Source organism: Serratia sp. BNK-23 (assembly GCF_047456145.1).
GTDB lineage: Bacteria > Pseudomonadota > Gammaproteobacteria > Enterobacterales > Enterobacteriaceae > Serratia > Serratia nematodiphila.
This window is the reverse complement of the sequence record NZ_CP179900.1, coordinates 3,720,348-3,737,036: the sequence shown is the minus strand read 5'-3', so window position 1 is coordinate 3,737,036 and position 16,689 is coordinate 3,720,348. Positions and strand designations below refer to the sequence as shown.

Here is a 16,689-nt window from a genome sequence, read left to right as displayed (position 1 = left end):
GTAAACCGTTGCCCCGGTCAGAGGCAACGCAATGAACATTTAGTATTCGTAGATCCGCATAGCATAGCTGATAAGACCTCCCGGCAACAACTCCAAGCGCCTGACTCGGCGCATTTAAAAAAAACGCCGTCATGACGCGGCTCACAACCTGCGGATCCCGCGTCTTGCCAAGTGACATCAGTCATTTACGGCTAAAATAAGAACAAGTAGCTTAGGGGGGATCCCTACAGCCAAGTCCGGCGCAGCGTTTATTGAGGAGAGTCTATGAACAAGGTTGCTCAGTATTACCGCGAATTGGTGGCATCGCTGAGCGAACGCCTGAAAAACGGCGAACGCGATATCGATGAACTGGTGGCCAGCGCGGAGCGGCGCTTGAACGAGGCCGAAGATCTGACGCGCGACGAAGTGCGGCAGGTGACGCAGGCGGTGCGGCGCGATCTGGAGGAGTTCGCTCGCAGCTATCAGGAGAGCCGGGACGAGTTTACCGACAGCGTGTTTATGCGCGTGATCAAAGAGAGCCTGTGGCAGGAACTGGCGGATATCACCGACAAAACCCAGCTGGAGTGGCGCGAGGTGTTCAAGGATGTCAGCCACCACGGCGTTTACCACAGCGGTGAAGTGGTGGGGCTGGGCAATCTGGTGTGCGAGCAGTGTCACTACCATTTGGCGTTTTACACGCCGGAGGTGCTGCCGCTCTGCCCGAAATGCGGTCACGACCAGTTCCAGCGCCGGCCGTTTGAACCTTGATGACGTTCCCCGCCAGGGCGGGGAACGCTAAGGCCGGCGTTTAACGGAACAGTTTCTTCAGCAGGTTGCTCAGGAAACCGCCGCTGACGGTTGCCGGAGCAACGTCCGCCTGCGCCGGTGCGCTGGCCGGTACGGCGACGCCGGCCGGGATTTTCTGCACGACTGCGATGCGGCTGTCCTGGGCGGCTTTCTCCGCCGCTTCCGGGCCATAGGCGAAGCCTTCCGCCAGCACGAATTCAACGTCGGTGATGCCGATAAAGCCCAGGAACAACTTCACGTACGGCGTGATCAGATCCGTCGGCGTGTCGGCGTGGATGCCACCGCGGCTGGAGATGACGATCGCTTTCTTGCCCGTCACCAGCCCTTCGGCGCCGGCGGAGGTATAGCGGAATGTCTGGCCGGCGCGGGCGATAAGATCGAAGTAGATCTTCAGCTGCGTCGGGATGTTGAAGTTGTACATCGGGGCGCTGATGATCAGCGTGTCGTGCGATTTCAGCTCGGCAATCAGCTCATCGGACAGCGCCAGGGTGCTTTGCTGATGCGGCGTCAGCGGTTTGTCGCCGGCGGTAAAGCCGGCCATCACTTCACCATCCAGCTCCGGCAGCGTTGGGTTGGCCAAATCGCGCACGGTGAACGTGTCTTCAGGGTGAGTTTCACGCCATTGTTCAACAAAAAAATCGACTAATTTTCCAGACTGGGAATATTCACCCAGAATGCTTGATTTCAGGACCAGTACGCGGCTCATTGGCTTATCTCCAGGCGAAGGCTAATCGGTAACGATGTCAGTCGGTGTAAACGCATGGTAGAGGCAAGCGATGAACAGTGATAGCGCAAAAATTCGCTGAGTTAAATCAAAAAAGTTGAATGAGGGGCGCGAGCGCGCCCCGATAGGATCAATAACGCGCTACGCGCTCGGCCAGCAGATCGATAAAGCCCTCGCGGTTGATGCCGGTCAGCACTTCCACGTTGGCCGCGTTGCCGGTTTGCTGGAAATAGTCCACCACCGTCATGCCGACGGTGTATTCCCCTTTGGTCTCCACGCCGACCCAGCGTTCTACGCCGGTGAACAGCTGTGGCGCCAGCAGCCAGGCGATGGTGCAGGGATCGTGCATCGCTGCGCCGGGCAGGCCGCGCGGATGGCTGAGGTACAGCGGCAGGTAAAAATCGAGCATCTCCGCGACCGCCTGCGCGACCGGATTGTCTATCTGACGAATGCGCTCGATATCCTGCGGCAACACCAGCGCCTGATGGGTGACGTTCAGCCCGGCCATGGTCAGCGGCACGCCGGATTTCAGCACCATTTCGGCTGCTTCGGGATCGACGAAGATGTTGAACTCCGCCACCGGCGTAGTATTGCCGGCGTTCATGCCGCCGCCCATGAATACGATGCGCTCGATGCGGCTTTTCAACTCGGTATGCTGGGCCAGTAGCAGGGCGATATTGGTCATCGGGCCGGTCACCACCAGGGTTATCGGCTGCGGGCTGGCGCGCAGCAGGTCGGCGATCAGCTCGACGGCGCCGCGGGGATCGGGTTTGAGGGTCGGCGTCGGCAGGTGGGTGTTGCCCATGCCGGTTTTGCCGTGGACATAGTCGGCGATCACCAGCTCGCGCATCAGCGGGCCGCCGGCACCGGCGGCGACCGGGATGTCCTCGCGCTGCATCAGGGTCAGCAGGCCCAGCGCATTATGCAGGGTTTTCTCCGGCGTCTGGTTGCCGGCGGAGGTGGTAATGGCTTTGACGTCCAGCTCCGGCGAACGCAGCGCCATGGCCAGCGCGATGGCGTCGTCGAGGCCGGGATCGCAATCGATGATAATAGGGCGGGGCATGTTCTTTCTCCTCTGTTTGTTATCCAGCGAGCATCGGATCAAAACCGGGGAGAAACAAGCGCTTTTAGTGCCGGGAGAAAAGATGCGCCCCTGGCGGGGCGCATCGAGAGCGTTTAGTGCAGGATCTTGGCCAGGAAGTCCTTGGCGCGATCGGACTCGGGGTTGTTGAAGAAATCGTCTTTGTTGCGGTCTTCGACGATTTTGCCTTCGTCCATAAAGATTACCCGATTCGCCACCTTGCGGGCGAAGCCCATTTCGTGGGTTACCACCATCATGGTCATGCCTTCGTTCGCCAGTTCGACCATCACGTCCAGCACTTCGTTGATCATTTCCGGATCGAGCGCCGAGGTCGGTTCATCGAACAGCATGGCGATAGGATCCATGCACAGTGCGCGGGCGATGGCGACGCGCTGCTGCTGGCCGCCGGACAGCTGGCCGGGGAACTTGTTGGCATGGGCGGAGAGGCCGACGCGTTCAAGCAGCTTCAGGCCCTTCTCGCGTGAGGCGGTCTTATCGCGCTTGAGCACTTTCACCTGCGCCAGCGTCAGGTTGTCGATAATTGACAGGTGCGGGAACAGCTCAAAGTGTTGGAACACCATGCCGACTTTGGCACGCAGCTGCGCCAGGTTGGTTTTCTTGTCGTTGACCGAGGTGCCGTTCACCAGGATGCTTCCCTGCTGGATCGGCTCCAGGCCGTTGACGGTTTTAATCAGGGTGGATTTGCCGGAACCTGAAGGACCGCAGACGACGACCACTTCGCCTTTTTTCACTTCGGTGGTGCAATCGGTCAACACTTGGAAGTGACCGTACCACTTGGAAACATTTTTCAGGGATATCATCAAACAGTCCTTTTCTTCAAATAGCTTACCAGCGCAGAGGCGGCGAGGCTGATAACAAAATAGACAAAACCGGCGAACAGGATCATTTCAACCTGGGTGCCGTCGCGTTCGCCGATGGTCGACGCGGTGCGGAAGAAGTCGGCCAGGCTCAGTACGTAAACCAGCGAGGTATCCTGGAACAGTACGATGCCCTGGGTCAGCAGCAGTGGCACCATGGCGCGGAACGCCTGCGGCAGGATCACCAGCCGCATGGACTGCCAGTGGGTCATGCCCAGCGCCAGCGCGGCGGAGGATTGGCCACGCGAGATGCTGATGATACCGGCGCGGATGATTTCCGAATAATAGGCCGCTTCAAACAGGGAAAAGGCTACCATAGCCGAGATCAGGCGAATATCGGTTTTCGGCGACAGCCCTAGAACCTGTTGTAATAAGCTTGGAACCACCAGATAGAACCACAGCAGCACCATCACCAGCGGCACCGAACGGAACAGGTTGACGTACAGGGTGGCGAACCAGCTTATCGGCTTGAACGGCGACAGACGCATCACCGCCAGCACGGTGCCCCACAGGATGCCGACCACGATGGCGGTCACGGTGATCTTCAGCGTGATCACCATGCCTTGCAGCAGATAAGGGAAGCTTGGGACGATCGACGCCCAGTCAAATTCGTACATTATTTACTCCCCAGGTTGCCAGGCAACTGCACTTTCTTTTCGACCAGACGCATAAACAGCATGATAACGGCGTTGATGCCGATATAAGCCAGCGTGATGGCGGTAAAGGATTCATAGGCGTGTGCGGAGTAATCCAACAGCTTGCCGGCCTGCGCGGCCATGTCCACCAGCCCGATGGTGGAGGCGATGGCGGAGTTTTTGACCAGGTTGAGCATCTCCGAGGTCATCGGCGGCACGATCACCCGGTAGGCGTTCGGCAGCAGCACGTAGCGGTAGGTTTGCGGCAGCGTCAGGCCCATCGCCAGCCCGGCGGCTTTCTGACCGCGCGGCAGGGATTGAATGGCGGCGCGCACCTGTTCGCAAACGCGGGCGGCGGTAAACAGCCCCAGGCAGAGCATGGAAGAAACGAAGAACTGCACGTTGGGATCCAGCTCGGTTTTGAACCAGGTGCCGATATTGGCCGGCAGCAGCTCGGGGATCACCAGATACCAGGTAAAGAATTGCACGATCAGCGGCACGTTGCGGAACAGTTCGACGTAACAGGTGCCGAGGGTGGAAAGAAAGCGGTTGGGCACGGTACGCAAGATACCGAACAGTGAACCGACGAAGAAAGCGATAATCCAGGCACAGACGGAGAGGGCCACCGTGACCTGAAAGCCGGACCAGATCCAGCCGAGGTAAGTGGTGTTCCCAAACGGGGCCTGCTGCAGGAAGATACCCCAGTTCCAATCTATTGACATAACAAACTCCGATAAACGGGCGCAGGGCGCCGAAGATTGATGACTTGATGAGCGCCGATCGCCGCGCGGCCAGTCTGGCTGGCTTGTTGTGTACGGGTGTCGGTGATGCGCCTTGGGGAAAATGAGGGAGGGGAACGGCCCCCCTCATTCCTGTCTGTCCCAGTCATCAACTGGGCCGGTTTGGCCTGGCGGCCGCGCCGGCTTTTGTTCTATTTAGTTCAACGCTTTGTCGTTTGGCTCTTTGAACAGTTGCTTCATGTCGTCCGACAGTTCGAAGTTCATGTTGAGGTTTTTCGGTGGAATAGGCTGCTTGAACCATTTCTCAAACCACTTGGCCGCTTCACCGGAGGTTTGCGCCTGGGCGATGGTGTCATCGACCAGCTTTTTAAACTCAGGATCGTCTTTGCGCAGCATGCAGCCGTAGGCCTCTTTCGACTGCGGCGTGCCGATGATTTCCCACTGATCCGGTTTCTTGGCCTTGGCGCGTTCGCCCGCCAGCAGGGCATCATCCATCATGAAGGCCACGGCGCGGCCGCTTTCCAGCGTGCGGAAGGAATCGCCGTGGTCTTTGGCGCTGATGATGCGCATGTTCATCTTGTCGCTGTCGTTCAGCTTGTTCAGCAGCACTTCGGAGGTGGTGCCGGAGGTGACCACCACCGGTTTGCCGGCCAGGTCTTTAAAGTCTTTGATGTCGGAGCCCTTTTTCACCAGCAAGCGGGTGCCGACCACGAAAATGGTGTCGGAGAAGGCGGCCTGTTTCTGGCGCTCGAGGTTATTGGTGGTGGATCCGCACTCGAAATCATAGGTGCCGTTTTGCAGCAGCGGGATGCGGTTCTGCGAGGTAATCGGCAGCATTTTCACCTGCAGATTCGGCGCATTCAGCTTTTTCTTAACGGCTTCAACGATTTGGTTGGAGTAGTCCTGAGAGTAGCCCACAACTTTTTGTTGGTTGTCGTAGTAGGAGAACGGCACTGACGATTCGCGGTGGCCGACAACGATCACGCCATTGTCTTTGATTTTCTTCAGCGTACCGGTCAGGTCTTCCGCATGCGCCACGCTACCTGCCGCACCGAGCAGCAGTAACGATAACGCCAATTTACGCATTTGCATGGTCCAACTCCTTTGCTGTTGTTGTGGCTCTGACTAAAGAGCGTCAGGTTAAATCGACTGTTTATTGCTCAAGTTATAAAGATAGTCTTATGAACTGAACGCTGTTAAAAAATAACCGATTGTGAACACCTTGAAACTAAAATGTTTCATTTTTTGAGACGCCGCGCGCACCAAATCAATGCAACAAAACGTCGGCGCACCCGCGCGGTGCGCTTAATGCACCCAAAATGTGCGCAGGTGCGACAAAACGTCAGCAAAAGTAAACCGGCGCGCGATGTCGCCATAGATAAAAGCAAGGAGTGTGCCAGCCGCGTTGATTTAACGACGTTTTCTGACTGAGGCGGGGATATTGACGGGAACGCGGGGCGCGGCGGGCGCGCCCCGGCGAAGAGGATTATTTGCGGCGCAAGCCCAACATCAGCGCCCAGCCGCCCAGCAGCAGGGTAATCACCCACAGCGGTGTGGCGCCGAAACGCGCATAAGGCGTGACGCCGGTGGTCGGCGTGACCTTCACTTCGAGCACCTGGCGGGTAAACTGCGGGATCTCGGCGATCACCTCGCCGTTCGCATCCACCGCGGCGGTGACGCCGTTATTGGTGCTGCGCAGCAGCGGCCGGCCGAGCTCCAGCGCCCGCATGCGCGCCATCTGGAAGTGCTGCCACGGGCCGATGGAGTGGCCGAACCAGGCGTCGTTGGAGATGGTCAGCAGGAAGTTGGTGTCCGGGCGGAAGTTATCGCGCACCTGCTGGCCCAGCACGATCTCGTAACAGATGGCCGCCGTCAGGTTGTAGCCGCGTACGCTGAGCTGCGGCTGCACGTAGTCGCCGCGGCTGAAACCGGACATCGGCAGATTGAAGAACGGCGCGATAGGGCGCAGCAGTTCACCCAGCGGCACGAATTCGCCGAACGGCACCAGGTGATGCTTGTTGTAGCGATCTTTGGCCGGGTAGCTGTACGGCGTCGGTTCGCCCAGCACGATGGCGCTGTTGTATTCCTGCACGCCTTGTGGGGTGGCGCGCGCATCGACGATGCCGGTGATCAGGCTGCTGTTCTTCGCCCGCATCAGGTCATCCATCATGGTCAGGAAGCCGTTCTGACGCGGCTCGAAGTCAGGGATGGCGGACTCTGGCCAGATGATGATCGGCGCCTTGCCCATGTAGGGGCGGGTTTCGTCCAGATAGGTTTGCAGCGTGCTGAGCAGAATGCTCGGATCCCACTTCATTGACTGGGGAATGTTGCCTTGCACCATGGCGACGTTCACCGCTTTCTCCGGCTGCGGGGTAAACCACTGCAGCTGGCGCAGCGGCCACGGCAACAGCAGCAGCGCGGCGGCGATCACGGCTGCCGACAGGCGCCGTTGATTGACGGCGTACACCAGCAGGCCGGCGATGGCCATCAGCACAAAGGTGATGGCGTCAACACCCAGCAGCGGCGCGATGCCCTTCAGCGGGCCGTTGATCTGGCTGTAGCCGAACTGCAGCCACGGGAAGCCGGTCAGCACCCAGCCGCGCAGGAATTCGGTCACCTGCCACAGCGCCGGCGCGGCGATGGCCAGCCGCCACCAACTGGTGGCCGGCCACAGGCGCGTCAGCAGCCCGGCGAACAGCCCGGTGTACAGCGACAGGTAAGCGGCGAGCAGCACCACCAGGAAGACGTTGACGGCGAACGGCATGCCGCCGAAATCGGCGATGCTGACATACACCCAGTTGATGCCGCTGCCGAACAGCCCGAAGCCCCAGACAAAGCCGAGCAGGGCGGACTGTTTGGTGGTGCGATTGAGGGTAACGGCCAGCAGGCCGAACAGGGAGACGATGGCCGCGGGCCAGAAGTCGTAGGGCGAGAACGCCAGCGTCCCGCCGGCACCTGACAACAGCGCCAGCAGGGCGCGAACCCGCTGGCGTTCAAGTAATGAGGCTTTAGCCATGTTGGATTTAATCTTCCAGTTTCGGTGGTGGAGAATCGTCCGGAATTTTTACATGAACCTGGATGATACGTCGACTGTCGGCCATGGCAACTTTAAATAGGTAACCTTCGATTTCAATGGTTTCCCCGCGCGCCGGCAGGTGGCCGAAGGCCTGCATCACCAGACCGCCGATGGTATCGACCTCGTCATCGCTGAAGTGGGTGCCGAAGGCTTCGTTGAAGTCTTCGATCGGGGCCAGCGCGCGCACGGTGTACATGTGGCGGCTGAGCTGGCGGATATCCAGATCGTCTTCGTCGTCATATTCGTCTTCGATCTCGCCGACGATCAGTTCCAGGATATCTTCGATGGTGACCAGGCCGGACACGCCGCCGAATTCGTCAATGACAATCGCCATGTGATAGCGCTGGGAGCGGAATTCTTTCAGCATCCGGTCGACGCGCTTGCTTTCCGGCACCACCACCGCGGTGCGCAGCACCTTGTCGATGCTGAACGGCTCGGAATCTGCGCGCATGAACGGCAGCAGATCCTTGGCCATCAGGATGCCTTCGATGTGATCTTTGTCTTCGCTGATCACCGGGAAACGCGAGTGGGCGGAGTCGATAATCACGTCCAGGCACTCTTCCAGCGTCTGGTTGCGCTTGAGCGTCACCATCTGGGAGCGGGGGATCATGATGTCGCGCACGCGCTGTTCGGCGATATCCATCACGCCTTCCAGCATGTCGCGGGTATCGGGATCGATCAGGTCGTTTTGTTCGGAATCGCGGATCAGCTCGACCAGATCGCCACGGTTTTTGGGCTCGCCGTGGAACAACTGGTTAAGGATAAGAGTAAAGAACCCCTTCTTGGGACTGGGGCTGTCATTGCTTTGTGAATGGTCGTCGCTCATGGCGTTTTCGTTACTGTCACTCATGTCAGAGTTAAGGGGCGTCAGCGACAGCCCCGCAGAGGGGCTGTAGGGTAAACGGCTGACGTCAGACGGGGTCTTTTTCCGCCAGGTACGGATCAGGATAGCCCAGTCCGTGCATGATTTCGGTTTCCAAAGACTCCATTTCTTCGGCTTCATCGTCTTCGATGTGGTCATACCCTAGCAGATGGAGGCTGCCGTGGACAACCATATGCGCCCAGTGGGCCTCCAGCGCCTTGCCTTGCTCAATCGCTTCCTGTTCAACCACCTGGCGGCAGATGATCAGATCGCCGAGCAGCGGCAGCTCGATGCCCGGCGGGGCTTCGAACGGGAAAGAGAGCACGTTGGTCGGCTTGTCTTTGCCGCGGTAGGTCAGGTTCAGCTCGTGGCTTTCCGCTTCGTCCACCAGACGCACGGTCACCTCGGCCTCTTCCTGAAATTGCGGCAGCACGCCTTCCAGCCAGCGCTGGAAGGTGGCCTCGTCCGGCAGGCCGTCGCTACTTTCACAGGCAATCTGCAAATCCAAAATCACCTGGCTCATGGTGTCTCCTGCTCGGAGGCGGCGAGCGCCTCGCGCTTACGTTGTTCGGCAATCGCGTCTTTGCGTTTCTGTTCGGCCGCTTCCCAGGCCTCATAGGCGATGACCACGCGGGCCACCACCGGGTGGCGCACCACGTCTTCGCTGTGGAAGAAGTTGAAGCTCAGCTCTTCCACGTCCGACAGCACTTCCACCGCGTGGCGCAGGCCGGATTTCTGGTTGCGCGGCAGGTCGATCTGGGTGACGTCGCCGGTGATGACCGCCTTCGAGTTGAAACCGATGCGCGTCAGGAACATCTTCATCTGTTCGATGGTGGTGTTCTGGCTCTCATCCAGAATGATAAAGGCGTCGTTCAGCGTGCGGCCGCGCATATAGGCCAGCGGCGCGACTTCGATCACGTTGCGTTCGATGAGCTTCTCCACGCGCTCGAAGCCCAGCATTTCGAACAGGGCGTCGTACAGCGGGCGCAGATAAGGATCGACCTTCTGGCTCAGATCGCCCGGCAGGAAGCCCAGCTTTTCGCCGGCTTCGACCGCGGGGCGGGTCAGCAGAATGCGGCGAATTTCCTGGCGTTCCAGCGCATCCACCGCGGCGGCGACCGCCAGGTAGGTTTTGCCGGTGCCCGCCGGGCCGATGCCGAAGGTGATGTCGTGATCGAGAATGTTGGCGATGTATTGCGCCTGGTTAGGCGTGCGCGGTTTCACCATGCCGCGCTTGGTTTTAATGGTGACCGCCTTGCCGTAATCCGGCACGCTGTCGGCCACCTGTTCCAGCACCCGGCTCTCTTTGATCGCCAGATGGATTTGCTCCGGATCGATATCCGGGATCACGCCGCGAATCGGCGCGGTATCCACGTAAAGATGGCGCAGGATATCGGCGGCGGCGACCACGCACAGGTTCTTGCCGACCAGCTTGAAACGGTTGTCGCGGCGATTGATTTCGATGCCCAATCGGCGCTCGAGTTGCTTGATGTTGTCATCAAACGGGCCGCACAGGCTGAGCAAACGCTGGTTGTCTGCGGGCTCTAACAAAATTTCTTGTGTTGCGACGTTCAAACTATTCCTCTAGGTCACATCGGGCCTGGTTGATGTCACATAGCGCGTCCGGGACGCGCGCGTTCAGGACGAGCCTGAATACTCTCTTTCTTGAATTATTCATGGTGCGCCGCAACGGCGCAAGTTTACCGCTGATCTATCTGTGCGCCGTCGGCGGAATTCAAGGGAAGACAAGGAAAAAACGCGGCGGGGCGCAAAGCCCGCCGCGTCATCACAGGACAAGATCGCTGGGAATCAGTTCTTTTTCACGAATTCGGATTTCAGTTTCATCGGGCCGAAACCGTCGATTTTGCAGTCGATGTTGTGATCGCCTTCCACCAGACGAATGTTTTTCACCTTGGTGCCGATTTTCAGCATCGAGGAACTGCCTTTGACCTTCAGGTCCTTGATCACGGTGACCGCGTCGCCGTCCGCCAGCAGGTTGCCGTTGGCGTCTTTGACGATCAGCGCGTCCTGATCTTCCGCCGGGGCGCTGTCGCTCCACTCATGGGCGCACTCAGGGCAGATGAACAGGGCATTGTCCTGGTAGGTGTATTCGGAGTTGCACTTCGGGCAGTGTGGGAGTTGCATGTTATGTCGCCTCTTCAACAATAAAAAAATAAAAAAAGAACATCACCGGGCGCGGACGCCCGGCGGAGAAACGGTAAGGAGTAGCGCGAACGGGCGGCGATAAGGCGGCCGCCGCGGCGTCAGGGCTGGTAAATGCCGACGCCCAGCGCGTTTTCTTTGCGGGTACGGGCGATCACCGACTGCGGGGATTCATGTACGCGCAGATCCATCTGCTGCTCGGTGCGCACCACTGCGCCACGCAGGGTGTTGGTCAGCACCTCGGTAATTTCCACGTCGACAAACTGGCCGATCATGTCAGGCGTGCCTTCGAAGTTTACCACACGGTTGCATTCCGTGCGCCCGGCCAGTTCCATCACGCTTTTGCGCGAGGTGCCTTCCACCAGAATGCGCTGGACGGTGCCGAGCATGCGGCGGCTGAACTGCAGCGCCTGCTGGTTGATGCGATCCTGCAGAATGTACAGCCGCTGCTTTTTCTCTTCTTCGCTGACGTCGTCAACCATGTCCGCCGCCGGGGTGCCCGGGCGCGACGAATAGATGAAGCTGAAGCTGACGTCGAAGTTGACGTCGGCGATCAGGTTCATGGTCTGTTCAAAGTCGGCCTGGCTCTCGCCCGGGAAACCGACGATGAAATCGGAGCTGAGCTGAATGTTCGGGCGCGCCTTGCGCAGCTTGCGGATAATCGCCTTGTACTCCAGCGCGGTATGCGCGCGTTTCATCATGGTCAGGATGCGATCCGAACCGCTCTGCACCGGCAGATGCAGGAAGCTGACCAGCTCCGGCGTGTCTTCGTACACCGCGATGATATCGTCGGTGAACTCGATCGGGTGGCTGGTGGTGAAGCGAATGCGATCGATGCCGTCGATGGCCGCCACCAGGCGCAGCAGTTCGGCGAACGAGCAGATATCGCCGTCATGCGTGGCGCCGCGGTAAGCGTTGACGTTTTGGCCGAGCAGGTTGACCTCGCGCACGCCCTGCGCCGCCAGCTGGGCGATTTCGAACAGCACGTCGTCGCTCGGACGGCTCACTTCTTCACCGCGGGTGTAAGGCACCACGCAGAAAGTGCAGTATTTGTTGCAGCCTTCCATGATCGACACGAACGCGGTCGGGCCTTCGGCGCGCGGTTCCGGCAAACGGTCGAATTTTTCGATCTCCGGGAAGCTGATATCAACCACCGGGCTGCGGGTGCCCTGAACGTGGTTGATCATTTCCGGCAGGCGGTGCAAGGTCTGCGGGCCGAATACCACGTCGACGCACGGCGCGCGGCTGCGGATCAGTTCCCCTTCTTGCGAGGCCACGCAACCGCCGACCCCGATGATGACAGACGGGTTCTTTTCTTTCAGCAAGCGCCAGCGCCCCAGCATGGCGAAAACTTTCTCCTGCGCTTTTTCACGGATCGAGCAGGTGTTCAGCAACAGCACGTCCGCTTCTTCGGCGTTTTCGGTCCACTCGAAGCCGTGCGTGCTGTTCAACAGGTCGGCCATTTTCGATGAATCGTACTCATTCATCTGGCAGCCCCAGGTTTTGATATGTAGTTTTTTCGTCATTGACTTGCCATTACTCAGTGCGGAGCGAAAGTTGCGTTACGCGACATGCAGGGCGCGTATTGTAATCATTTGCCGCCGTTGTGACCAGCGCGGGGGAAAATGGCACGCAACCTGAAGCCGAAGCGAAAATCCGGTACACTGCGCAAAACGCCATGCCGGGTGGGATGGCGAGCATTCACACAGAAAACATAGCCAATATGAAGACATCTCAAAATCGGTATGACGCGGTGGTGGTGGGCGGCGGCATGGTCGGCGCGGCGGCGGCCCTCGGGCTGGCGCAGGCGGGCTGGTCGGTGGCGTTGCTGGAACATCAGGCGCCGCAGGCGTTCGAGGCGCAAAGCCCGCCGGATCTGCGCATTTCCGCTATCGGCTGCACCTCGGTGGGGCTGCTGAAACAGCTCGGCGCCTGGCCGGCCGTGACGGCGATGCGCACGGCGCCGTATCGCCGGCTGGAGACCTGGGAATGGGCATCGTCGCGGGTGGCGTTCGACGCGGTGTCACTGGGGTTGCCGGAGCTGGGCTTTATGGTGGAAAACCGTATTCTGCAGTTGGCGCTGTGGCAGCAGTTCGCGCAGTGCGCCAACCTGACGTTGCTGTGCCCCGCCAGGCTGCAATCGCTGCAGCGGGCGGACAAGGCCTGGCAGTTGACGCTGGACAGCGGTGAAACGCTGCAGGCGCGGCTGGTTATCGGCGCCGATGGCGCCAACTCGCAGGTGCGCAAGCTGGCGGCGATCGGCACCAACGGCTGGCAGTATCGTCAGGCGTGCATGTTGATCACCGTCGATACCGGCGCGCCGCAGCAGGATGTGACCTGGCAGCGCTTCTTCCCGTCCGGGCCGCGCGCCTTCCTGCCGCTGTACGACAGCTGGGCATCGCTGGTGTGGTATGACAGCCCGCAGCGCATTCGCCAACTGCAGGCGATGCCGCCGGCGCAGCTGGAGCGTGAGATCGCCACCGCTTTTCCAGCGCGGCTGGGCCCGGTCAAGGTGCACGCCGCCGGATCGTTCCCGTTGACGCGGCGTCATGCGCAGCGTTACGTGCTGCCGGGGTTGGCGCTGCTGGGGGATGCGGCGCATACCATCAACCCGCTGGCCGGGCAGGGCGTCAATCTGGGATATCGCGACGTGGATGCCTTGCTGAGCGTGTTGAGCGAGGCGCGGGAGCAGGGAGAGGACTGGAGCAGCGAGGCGGTGCTGCTGCGTTATCAGCGCCGTCGCCGTACCGACAATCTGCTGATGCAGAGCGGCATGGATCTATTTTATACCGCCTTCAGCAATAATCTGGCTCCGCTGAACGTGGCGCGCAATCTGGCGCTGATGGCCGCGCAGCGGGCGGGCAAGCTGAAAGAACATGCGTTGAAGTACGCGTTAGGATTGTAACCGACAGGGCTCAGCGGCGGCTGGGCCTATTAAGGATGGCTGAACGCCAGACAGCAAAAAGCCCGCCGAAGCGGGCTTTTCTAAATATGGCTGGGGTGCCAGGATTCGAACCTGGGTATGCTGGTATCAGAAACCAGAGCCTTACCGCTTGGCGACACCCCAATTATGGTGGCTACGACGGGATTTGAACCTGTGACCCCATCATTATGAGTGATGTGCTCTAACCAGCTGAGCTACGTAGCCGATGTTACTTTTTACTTCTTTGATTTGCAAGCAGTTTGTTATGGCTGGGGTACCTGGATTCGAACCAGGGAATGCCGGTATCAAAAACCGGTGCCTTACCGCTTGGCGATACCCCACCTGCAAACAAATCTTATGTTGAAACCCCGTTCCCGAAAGAATATGGCTGGGGTACCTGGATTCGAACCAGGGAATGCCGGTATCAAAAACCGGTGCCTTACCGCTTGGCGATACCCCATCAACATACTGCGCCGACGATGAAGAGAAATGGTGCGGGAGGCGAGACTTGAACTCGCACACCTTGCGGCGCCAGAACCTAAATCTGGTGCGTCTACCAATTTCGCCACTCCCGCAAATGCAAAAAAAGAGATGGTGGCTACGACGGGATTCGAACCTGTGACCCCATCATTATGAGTGATGTGCTCTAACCAGCTGAGCTACGTAGCCCTCTTTTTTTGCTTTGCCTTCATCGGCGTTGCGGGGCGCATTATGCGTATATGACCGATTTGCGTCAACAAGTTTTTTCCCGAAAAAGCGCCCGGAAGCGCCGTTTGTCTGGGTTGTGAACATTATGGCGATAAAATCGGCAATTCAGGCAGTTGGCGGGCGGAAAAGGCAACAAAAAGGCGGGCCAAAAGGCCCGCCCCAAGGGAAAACGCCGCGCGTTTATTTATAGGCGGCCTGGTGCACGCCGACGGCGCGGCCGGAAGGATCGTCCATCTTCTTGAACGATTCATCCCATTCGATGGCCTTGGCGGACGAGCAGGCGACGGACGGGCCGCCCGGCACGCATTCGGCGGCGCTCGGCAGCGGGAACAGCTCTTCGAAGATCTCGCGGTACAGGTAGCCTTCTTTCGAGGTCGGCGTGTTGTACGGGAAGCGGAAACGCGCGGTTTCGAGCTGTTGATCGCTGATTTGCTGCGCAGCGACCTCTTTTAGCGTGTCGATCCAGCTGTAGCCGACGCCGTCGGAGAACTGCTCTTTCTGGCGCCAGGCCACGCTGGCCGGCAAATAGGACTCGAAACATTCGCGAACGATGTGTTTTTCCATTTTGCCGTTGCCGCACATTTTATCTTTCGGGTTGATGCGCATCGCCACGTCGAGGAATTTCTTGTCCAGGAACGGCACGCGGGCTTCGACGCCCCAGGCGGACATCGCCTTGTTGGCGCGCGCGCAGTCGAACATGTGCAGCGCCAGCAGTTTGCGTACGGTCTCTTCGTGGAATTCGCGGGCGTCCGGCGCCTTATGGAAGTACAGGTAGCCGCCGAACACTTCGTCCGCGCCTTCACCGGAAAGCACCATCTTGATGCCCATCGCCTTGATTTTGCGCGACATCAGGTACATTGGCGTCGAGGCGCGAATGGTGGTGACGTCGTAGGTTTCGATGTGATAAATCACGTCGCGGATGGCGTCCAGGCCTTCCTGTACGGTGAAGTGGATTTCATGGTGCACGGTGCCCAGATGGTTGGCCACCTCTTGCGCGGCGCGCAGATCCGGCGAGCCCTCCAGGCCTACGGCGAAGGAGTGCAGCTGTGGCCACCAGGCCTCGCTGCGTTCCTGATCTTCCACGCGGCGCGCGGCGTACTTCTTGGTGATCGCCGAAATGACCGAGGAATCCAGCCCGCCCGACAGCAGCACGCCGTAAGGTACGTCGGACATCAGGTGGCTTTTCACCGACTCTTCCAGCGCGGTGCGCAGGGCGGCGGCGTCGGTCACGTTGTCCTTGACGCTGTCGTAATCGAACCAATCGCGGCGATAATATTCACGAATCTCACCGTCCTGGCTCCACAGGTAGCTGCCGGCCGGGAATTCCTTGATGGTGCGGCACACCGGCACCAGCGCTTTCATTTCCGAGGCGACGTACAGGTTGCCGTGCTCGTCGTGGCCCATGTACAGCGGAATGATGCCCAGGTGATCGCGGCCGATCAGGTAGGCGTCTTTTTCGGTGTCATACAGGGCGAAGGCGAACATGCCTTGCAGATCGTCGAGGAACTCCGGGCCTTTCTCCTGGTACAGCGCCAGGATCACTTCACAGTCGGAACCGGTCTGGAACGCGTAGCGTTCGCTCAGCTGTTGGCGCAGCGCCTGATGGTTGTAAATTTCGCCGTTGACCGCCAGAACGTGGGTGTGCGCAGCGTTGTACAGCGGTTGAGCGCCATTGTTGACGTCGACGATCGACAGGCGTTCGTGAGCCAGAATGGCTTTGTCGCTGGCGTAAACGCCGGACCAATCCGGGCCGCGGTGGCGCATCAGACGTGACAGCTCCAGCGCTTTCTTACGCAGTTCAACGGGATCGGACTTCAGATCGAGCACACCGAAAATAGAACACATACAACTCTCCTAACGGGCTTTTATGACTGTGATGTTGTTTTTTACTGTTATGGGCAGCATTGCCGATTTATCAGCGATAACCCGGTTTTGCTGCGCTGTGGTTATGAAAATGCGCCAAAAGCTGCGGGAGATGCAAGCGTTTTAGCCATGCGTTGAGAAATAGTTGTTTGCTTAGGTGTGGTTTTTAACGGATGTTCAGTTATCGACGTGAAAAATTATCGATTATGCAATTTTTAGCGTGATGGCGGGATTGCCGGCCAGTTTGGCC

General features: G+C 59.1%; 15 protein-coding genes and 6 tRNA genes. 2 read left to right on the top strand and 19 right to left on the bottom strand.

Features of this window, described 5'->3' with window-relative positions; all coding sequences use genetic code 11:
• Nucleotides 1-264: 264 nt before the first annotated feature.
• A complete protein-coding gene (locus ACMGF9_RS17835) occupies nt 265-747 on the top strand; it encodes a zinc ribbon-containing protein (RefSeq protein ID WP_004939988.1) in 483 nt (160 codons plus the stop codon).
• Nucleotides 748-787: 40 nt separating this feature from the next.
• Here ACMGF9_RS17835 and ACMGF9_RS17830 read toward each other — a convergent pair whose 3' ends face one another.
• The 12 genes from ACMGF9_RS17830 to miaB form a co-directional block, all read right to left on the bottom strand.
• Nucleotides 788-1,492 (bottom strand): FMN-dependent NADH-azoreductase, encoded by a 705-nt coding sequence (locus ACMGF9_RS17830; protein WP_015376942.1) that lies wholly within the window; start codon nt 1,490-1,492, stop codon nt 788-790.
• 148 nt (nt 1,493-1,640) lie between these two features.
• Nucleotides 1,641-2,573, bottom strand: a complete 933-nt coding sequence (rihA, locus tag ACMGF9_RS17825; RefSeq protein ID WP_103086018.1) for a pyrimidine-specific ribonucleoside hydrolase RihA — start codon at nt 2,571-2,573, stop codon at nt 1,641-1,643.
• 113 nt (nt 2,574-2,686) lie between these two features.
• Nucleotides 2,687-3,412, bottom strand: coding sequence for an amino acid ABC transporter ATP-binding protein (locus tag ACMGF9_RS17820; protein ID WP_015376944.1), 726 nt, complete (start codon nt 3,410-3,412; stop codon nt 2,687-2,689).
• Entirely contained in the window at nt 3,412-4,086 is a 675-nt protein-coding gene (gene gltK, locus ACMGF9_RS17815; protein WP_004939982.1) for a glutamate/aspartate ABC transporter permease GltK, read from the bottom strand. The genes ACMGF9_RS17820 and gltK overlap by 1 nt, the downstream gene beginning before the upstream one ends.
• A complete protein-coding gene (locus tag ACMGF9_RS17810) occupies nt 4,086-4,826 on the bottom strand; it encodes an amino acid ABC transporter permease (protein WP_004939979.1) in 741 nt (246 codons plus the stop codon). Before ACMGF9_RS17810 ends, gltK begins: the two co-directional genes overlap by 1 nt.
• A 213-nt stretch (nt 4,827-5,039) precedes the next feature.
• Nucleotides 5,040-5,936 carry an amino acid ABC transporter substrate-binding protein gene (locus tag ACMGF9_RS17805; RefSeq protein ID WP_004939976.1) on the bottom strand — a complete coding sequence of 299 codons (897 nt, stop codon included), beginning with the start codon at nt 5,934-5,936 and terminating at the stop codon, nt 5,040-5,042.
• A gap of 394 nt (nt 5,937-6,330) precedes the next feature.
• On the bottom strand, nt 6,331-7,860 hold the full coding sequence (lnt, locus tag ACMGF9_RS17800) for an apolipoprotein N-acyltransferase (protein ID WP_015376946.1): 1,530 nt from the start codon (nt 7,858-7,860) through the stop codon (nt 6,331-6,333).
• 7 nt (nt 7,861-7,867) lie between these two features.
• On the bottom strand, nt 7,868-8,746 hold the full coding sequence (gene corC / locus ACMGF9_RS17795) for a CNNM family magnesium/cobalt transport protein CorC (protein ID WP_004939973.1): 879 nt from the start codon (nt 8,744-8,746) through the stop codon (nt 7,868-7,870).
• Nucleotides 8,747-8,831: 85 nt separating this feature from the next.
• The gene (gene ybeY / locus ACMGF9_RS17790) at nt 8,832-9,305 is read right to left on the bottom strand and encodes an rRNA maturation RNase YbeY (protein ID WP_004939970.1); all 474 of its coding nucleotides are present in this window, start codon (nt 9,303-9,305) and stop codon (nt 8,832-8,834) included.
• A complete protein-coding gene (locus tag ACMGF9_RS17785) occupies nt 9,302-10,357 on the bottom strand; it encodes a PhoH family protein (RefSeq protein ID WP_004939969.1) in 1,056 nt (351 codons plus the stop codon). Before ACMGF9_RS17785 ends, ybeY begins: the two co-directional genes overlap by 4 nt.
• Nucleotides 10,358-10,591: 234 nt before the next feature.
• Nucleotides 10,592-10,927 (bottom strand): zinc ribbon domain-containing protein YjdM, encoded by a 336-nt coding sequence (locus ACMGF9_RS17780; protein WP_004939967.1) that lies wholly within the window; start codon nt 10,925-10,927, stop codon nt 10,592-10,594.
• 119 nt (nt 10,928-11,046) lie between these two features.
• Entirely contained in the window at nt 11,047-12,471 is a 1,425-nt protein-coding gene (gene miaB / locus ACMGF9_RS17775; RefSeq protein ID WP_033633929.1) for a tRNA (N6-isopentenyl adenosine(37)-C2)-methylthiotransferase MiaB, read from the bottom strand.
• Nucleotides 12,472-12,668: 197 nt separating this feature from the next.
• Between miaB and ubiF the strand changes: the two genes are divergently transcribed.
• Nucleotides 12,669-13,850, top strand: a complete 1,182-nt coding sequence (ubiF, locus tag ACMGF9_RS17770; RefSeq protein ID WP_021504618.1) for a 3-demethoxyubiquinol 3-hydroxylase — start codon at nt 12,669-12,671, stop codon at nt 13,848-13,850.
• An 87-nt stretch (nt 13,851-13,937) separates the two neighbouring features.
• Here the strand turns inward: ubiF and ACMGF9_RS17765 are convergent.
• The 7 genes from ACMGF9_RS17765 to asnB form a co-directional block, all read right to left on the bottom strand.
• Nucleotides 13,938-14,012: transfer RNA gene (locus ACMGF9_RS17765), tRNA-Gln, on the bottom strand.
• Nucleotides 14,013-14,016: 4 nt separating this feature from the next.
• Nucleotides 14,017-14,093: transfer RNA gene (locus ACMGF9_RS17760), tRNA-Met, on the bottom strand.
• 41 nt (nt 14,094-14,134) lie between these two features.
• A tRNA-Gln gene (locus tag ACMGF9_RS17755) sits at nt 14,135-14,209 on the bottom strand.
• Nucleotides 14,210-14,253: 44 nt separating this feature from the next.
• Nucleotides 14,254-14,328: transfer RNA gene (locus tag ACMGF9_RS17750), tRNA-Gln, on the bottom strand.
• Nucleotides 14,329-14,358: 30 nt separating this feature from the next.
• A tRNA-Leu gene (locus ACMGF9_RS17745) sits at nt 14,359-14,443 on the bottom strand.
• A gap of 17 nt (nt 14,444-14,460) precedes the next feature.
• Nucleotides 14,461-14,537: transfer RNA gene (locus ACMGF9_RS17740), tRNA-Met, on the bottom strand.
• Between the two features lie 219 nt (nt 14,538-14,756).
• Complete coding sequence (asnB, locus tag ACMGF9_RS17735; RefSeq protein ID WP_021504617.1) at nt 14,757-16,421, bottom strand: asparagine synthase B; 1,665 nt, start codon at nt 16,419-16,421, stop codon at nt 14,757-14,759.
• Between the last annotated feature and the right edge of the window lie 268 nt (nt 16,422-16,689).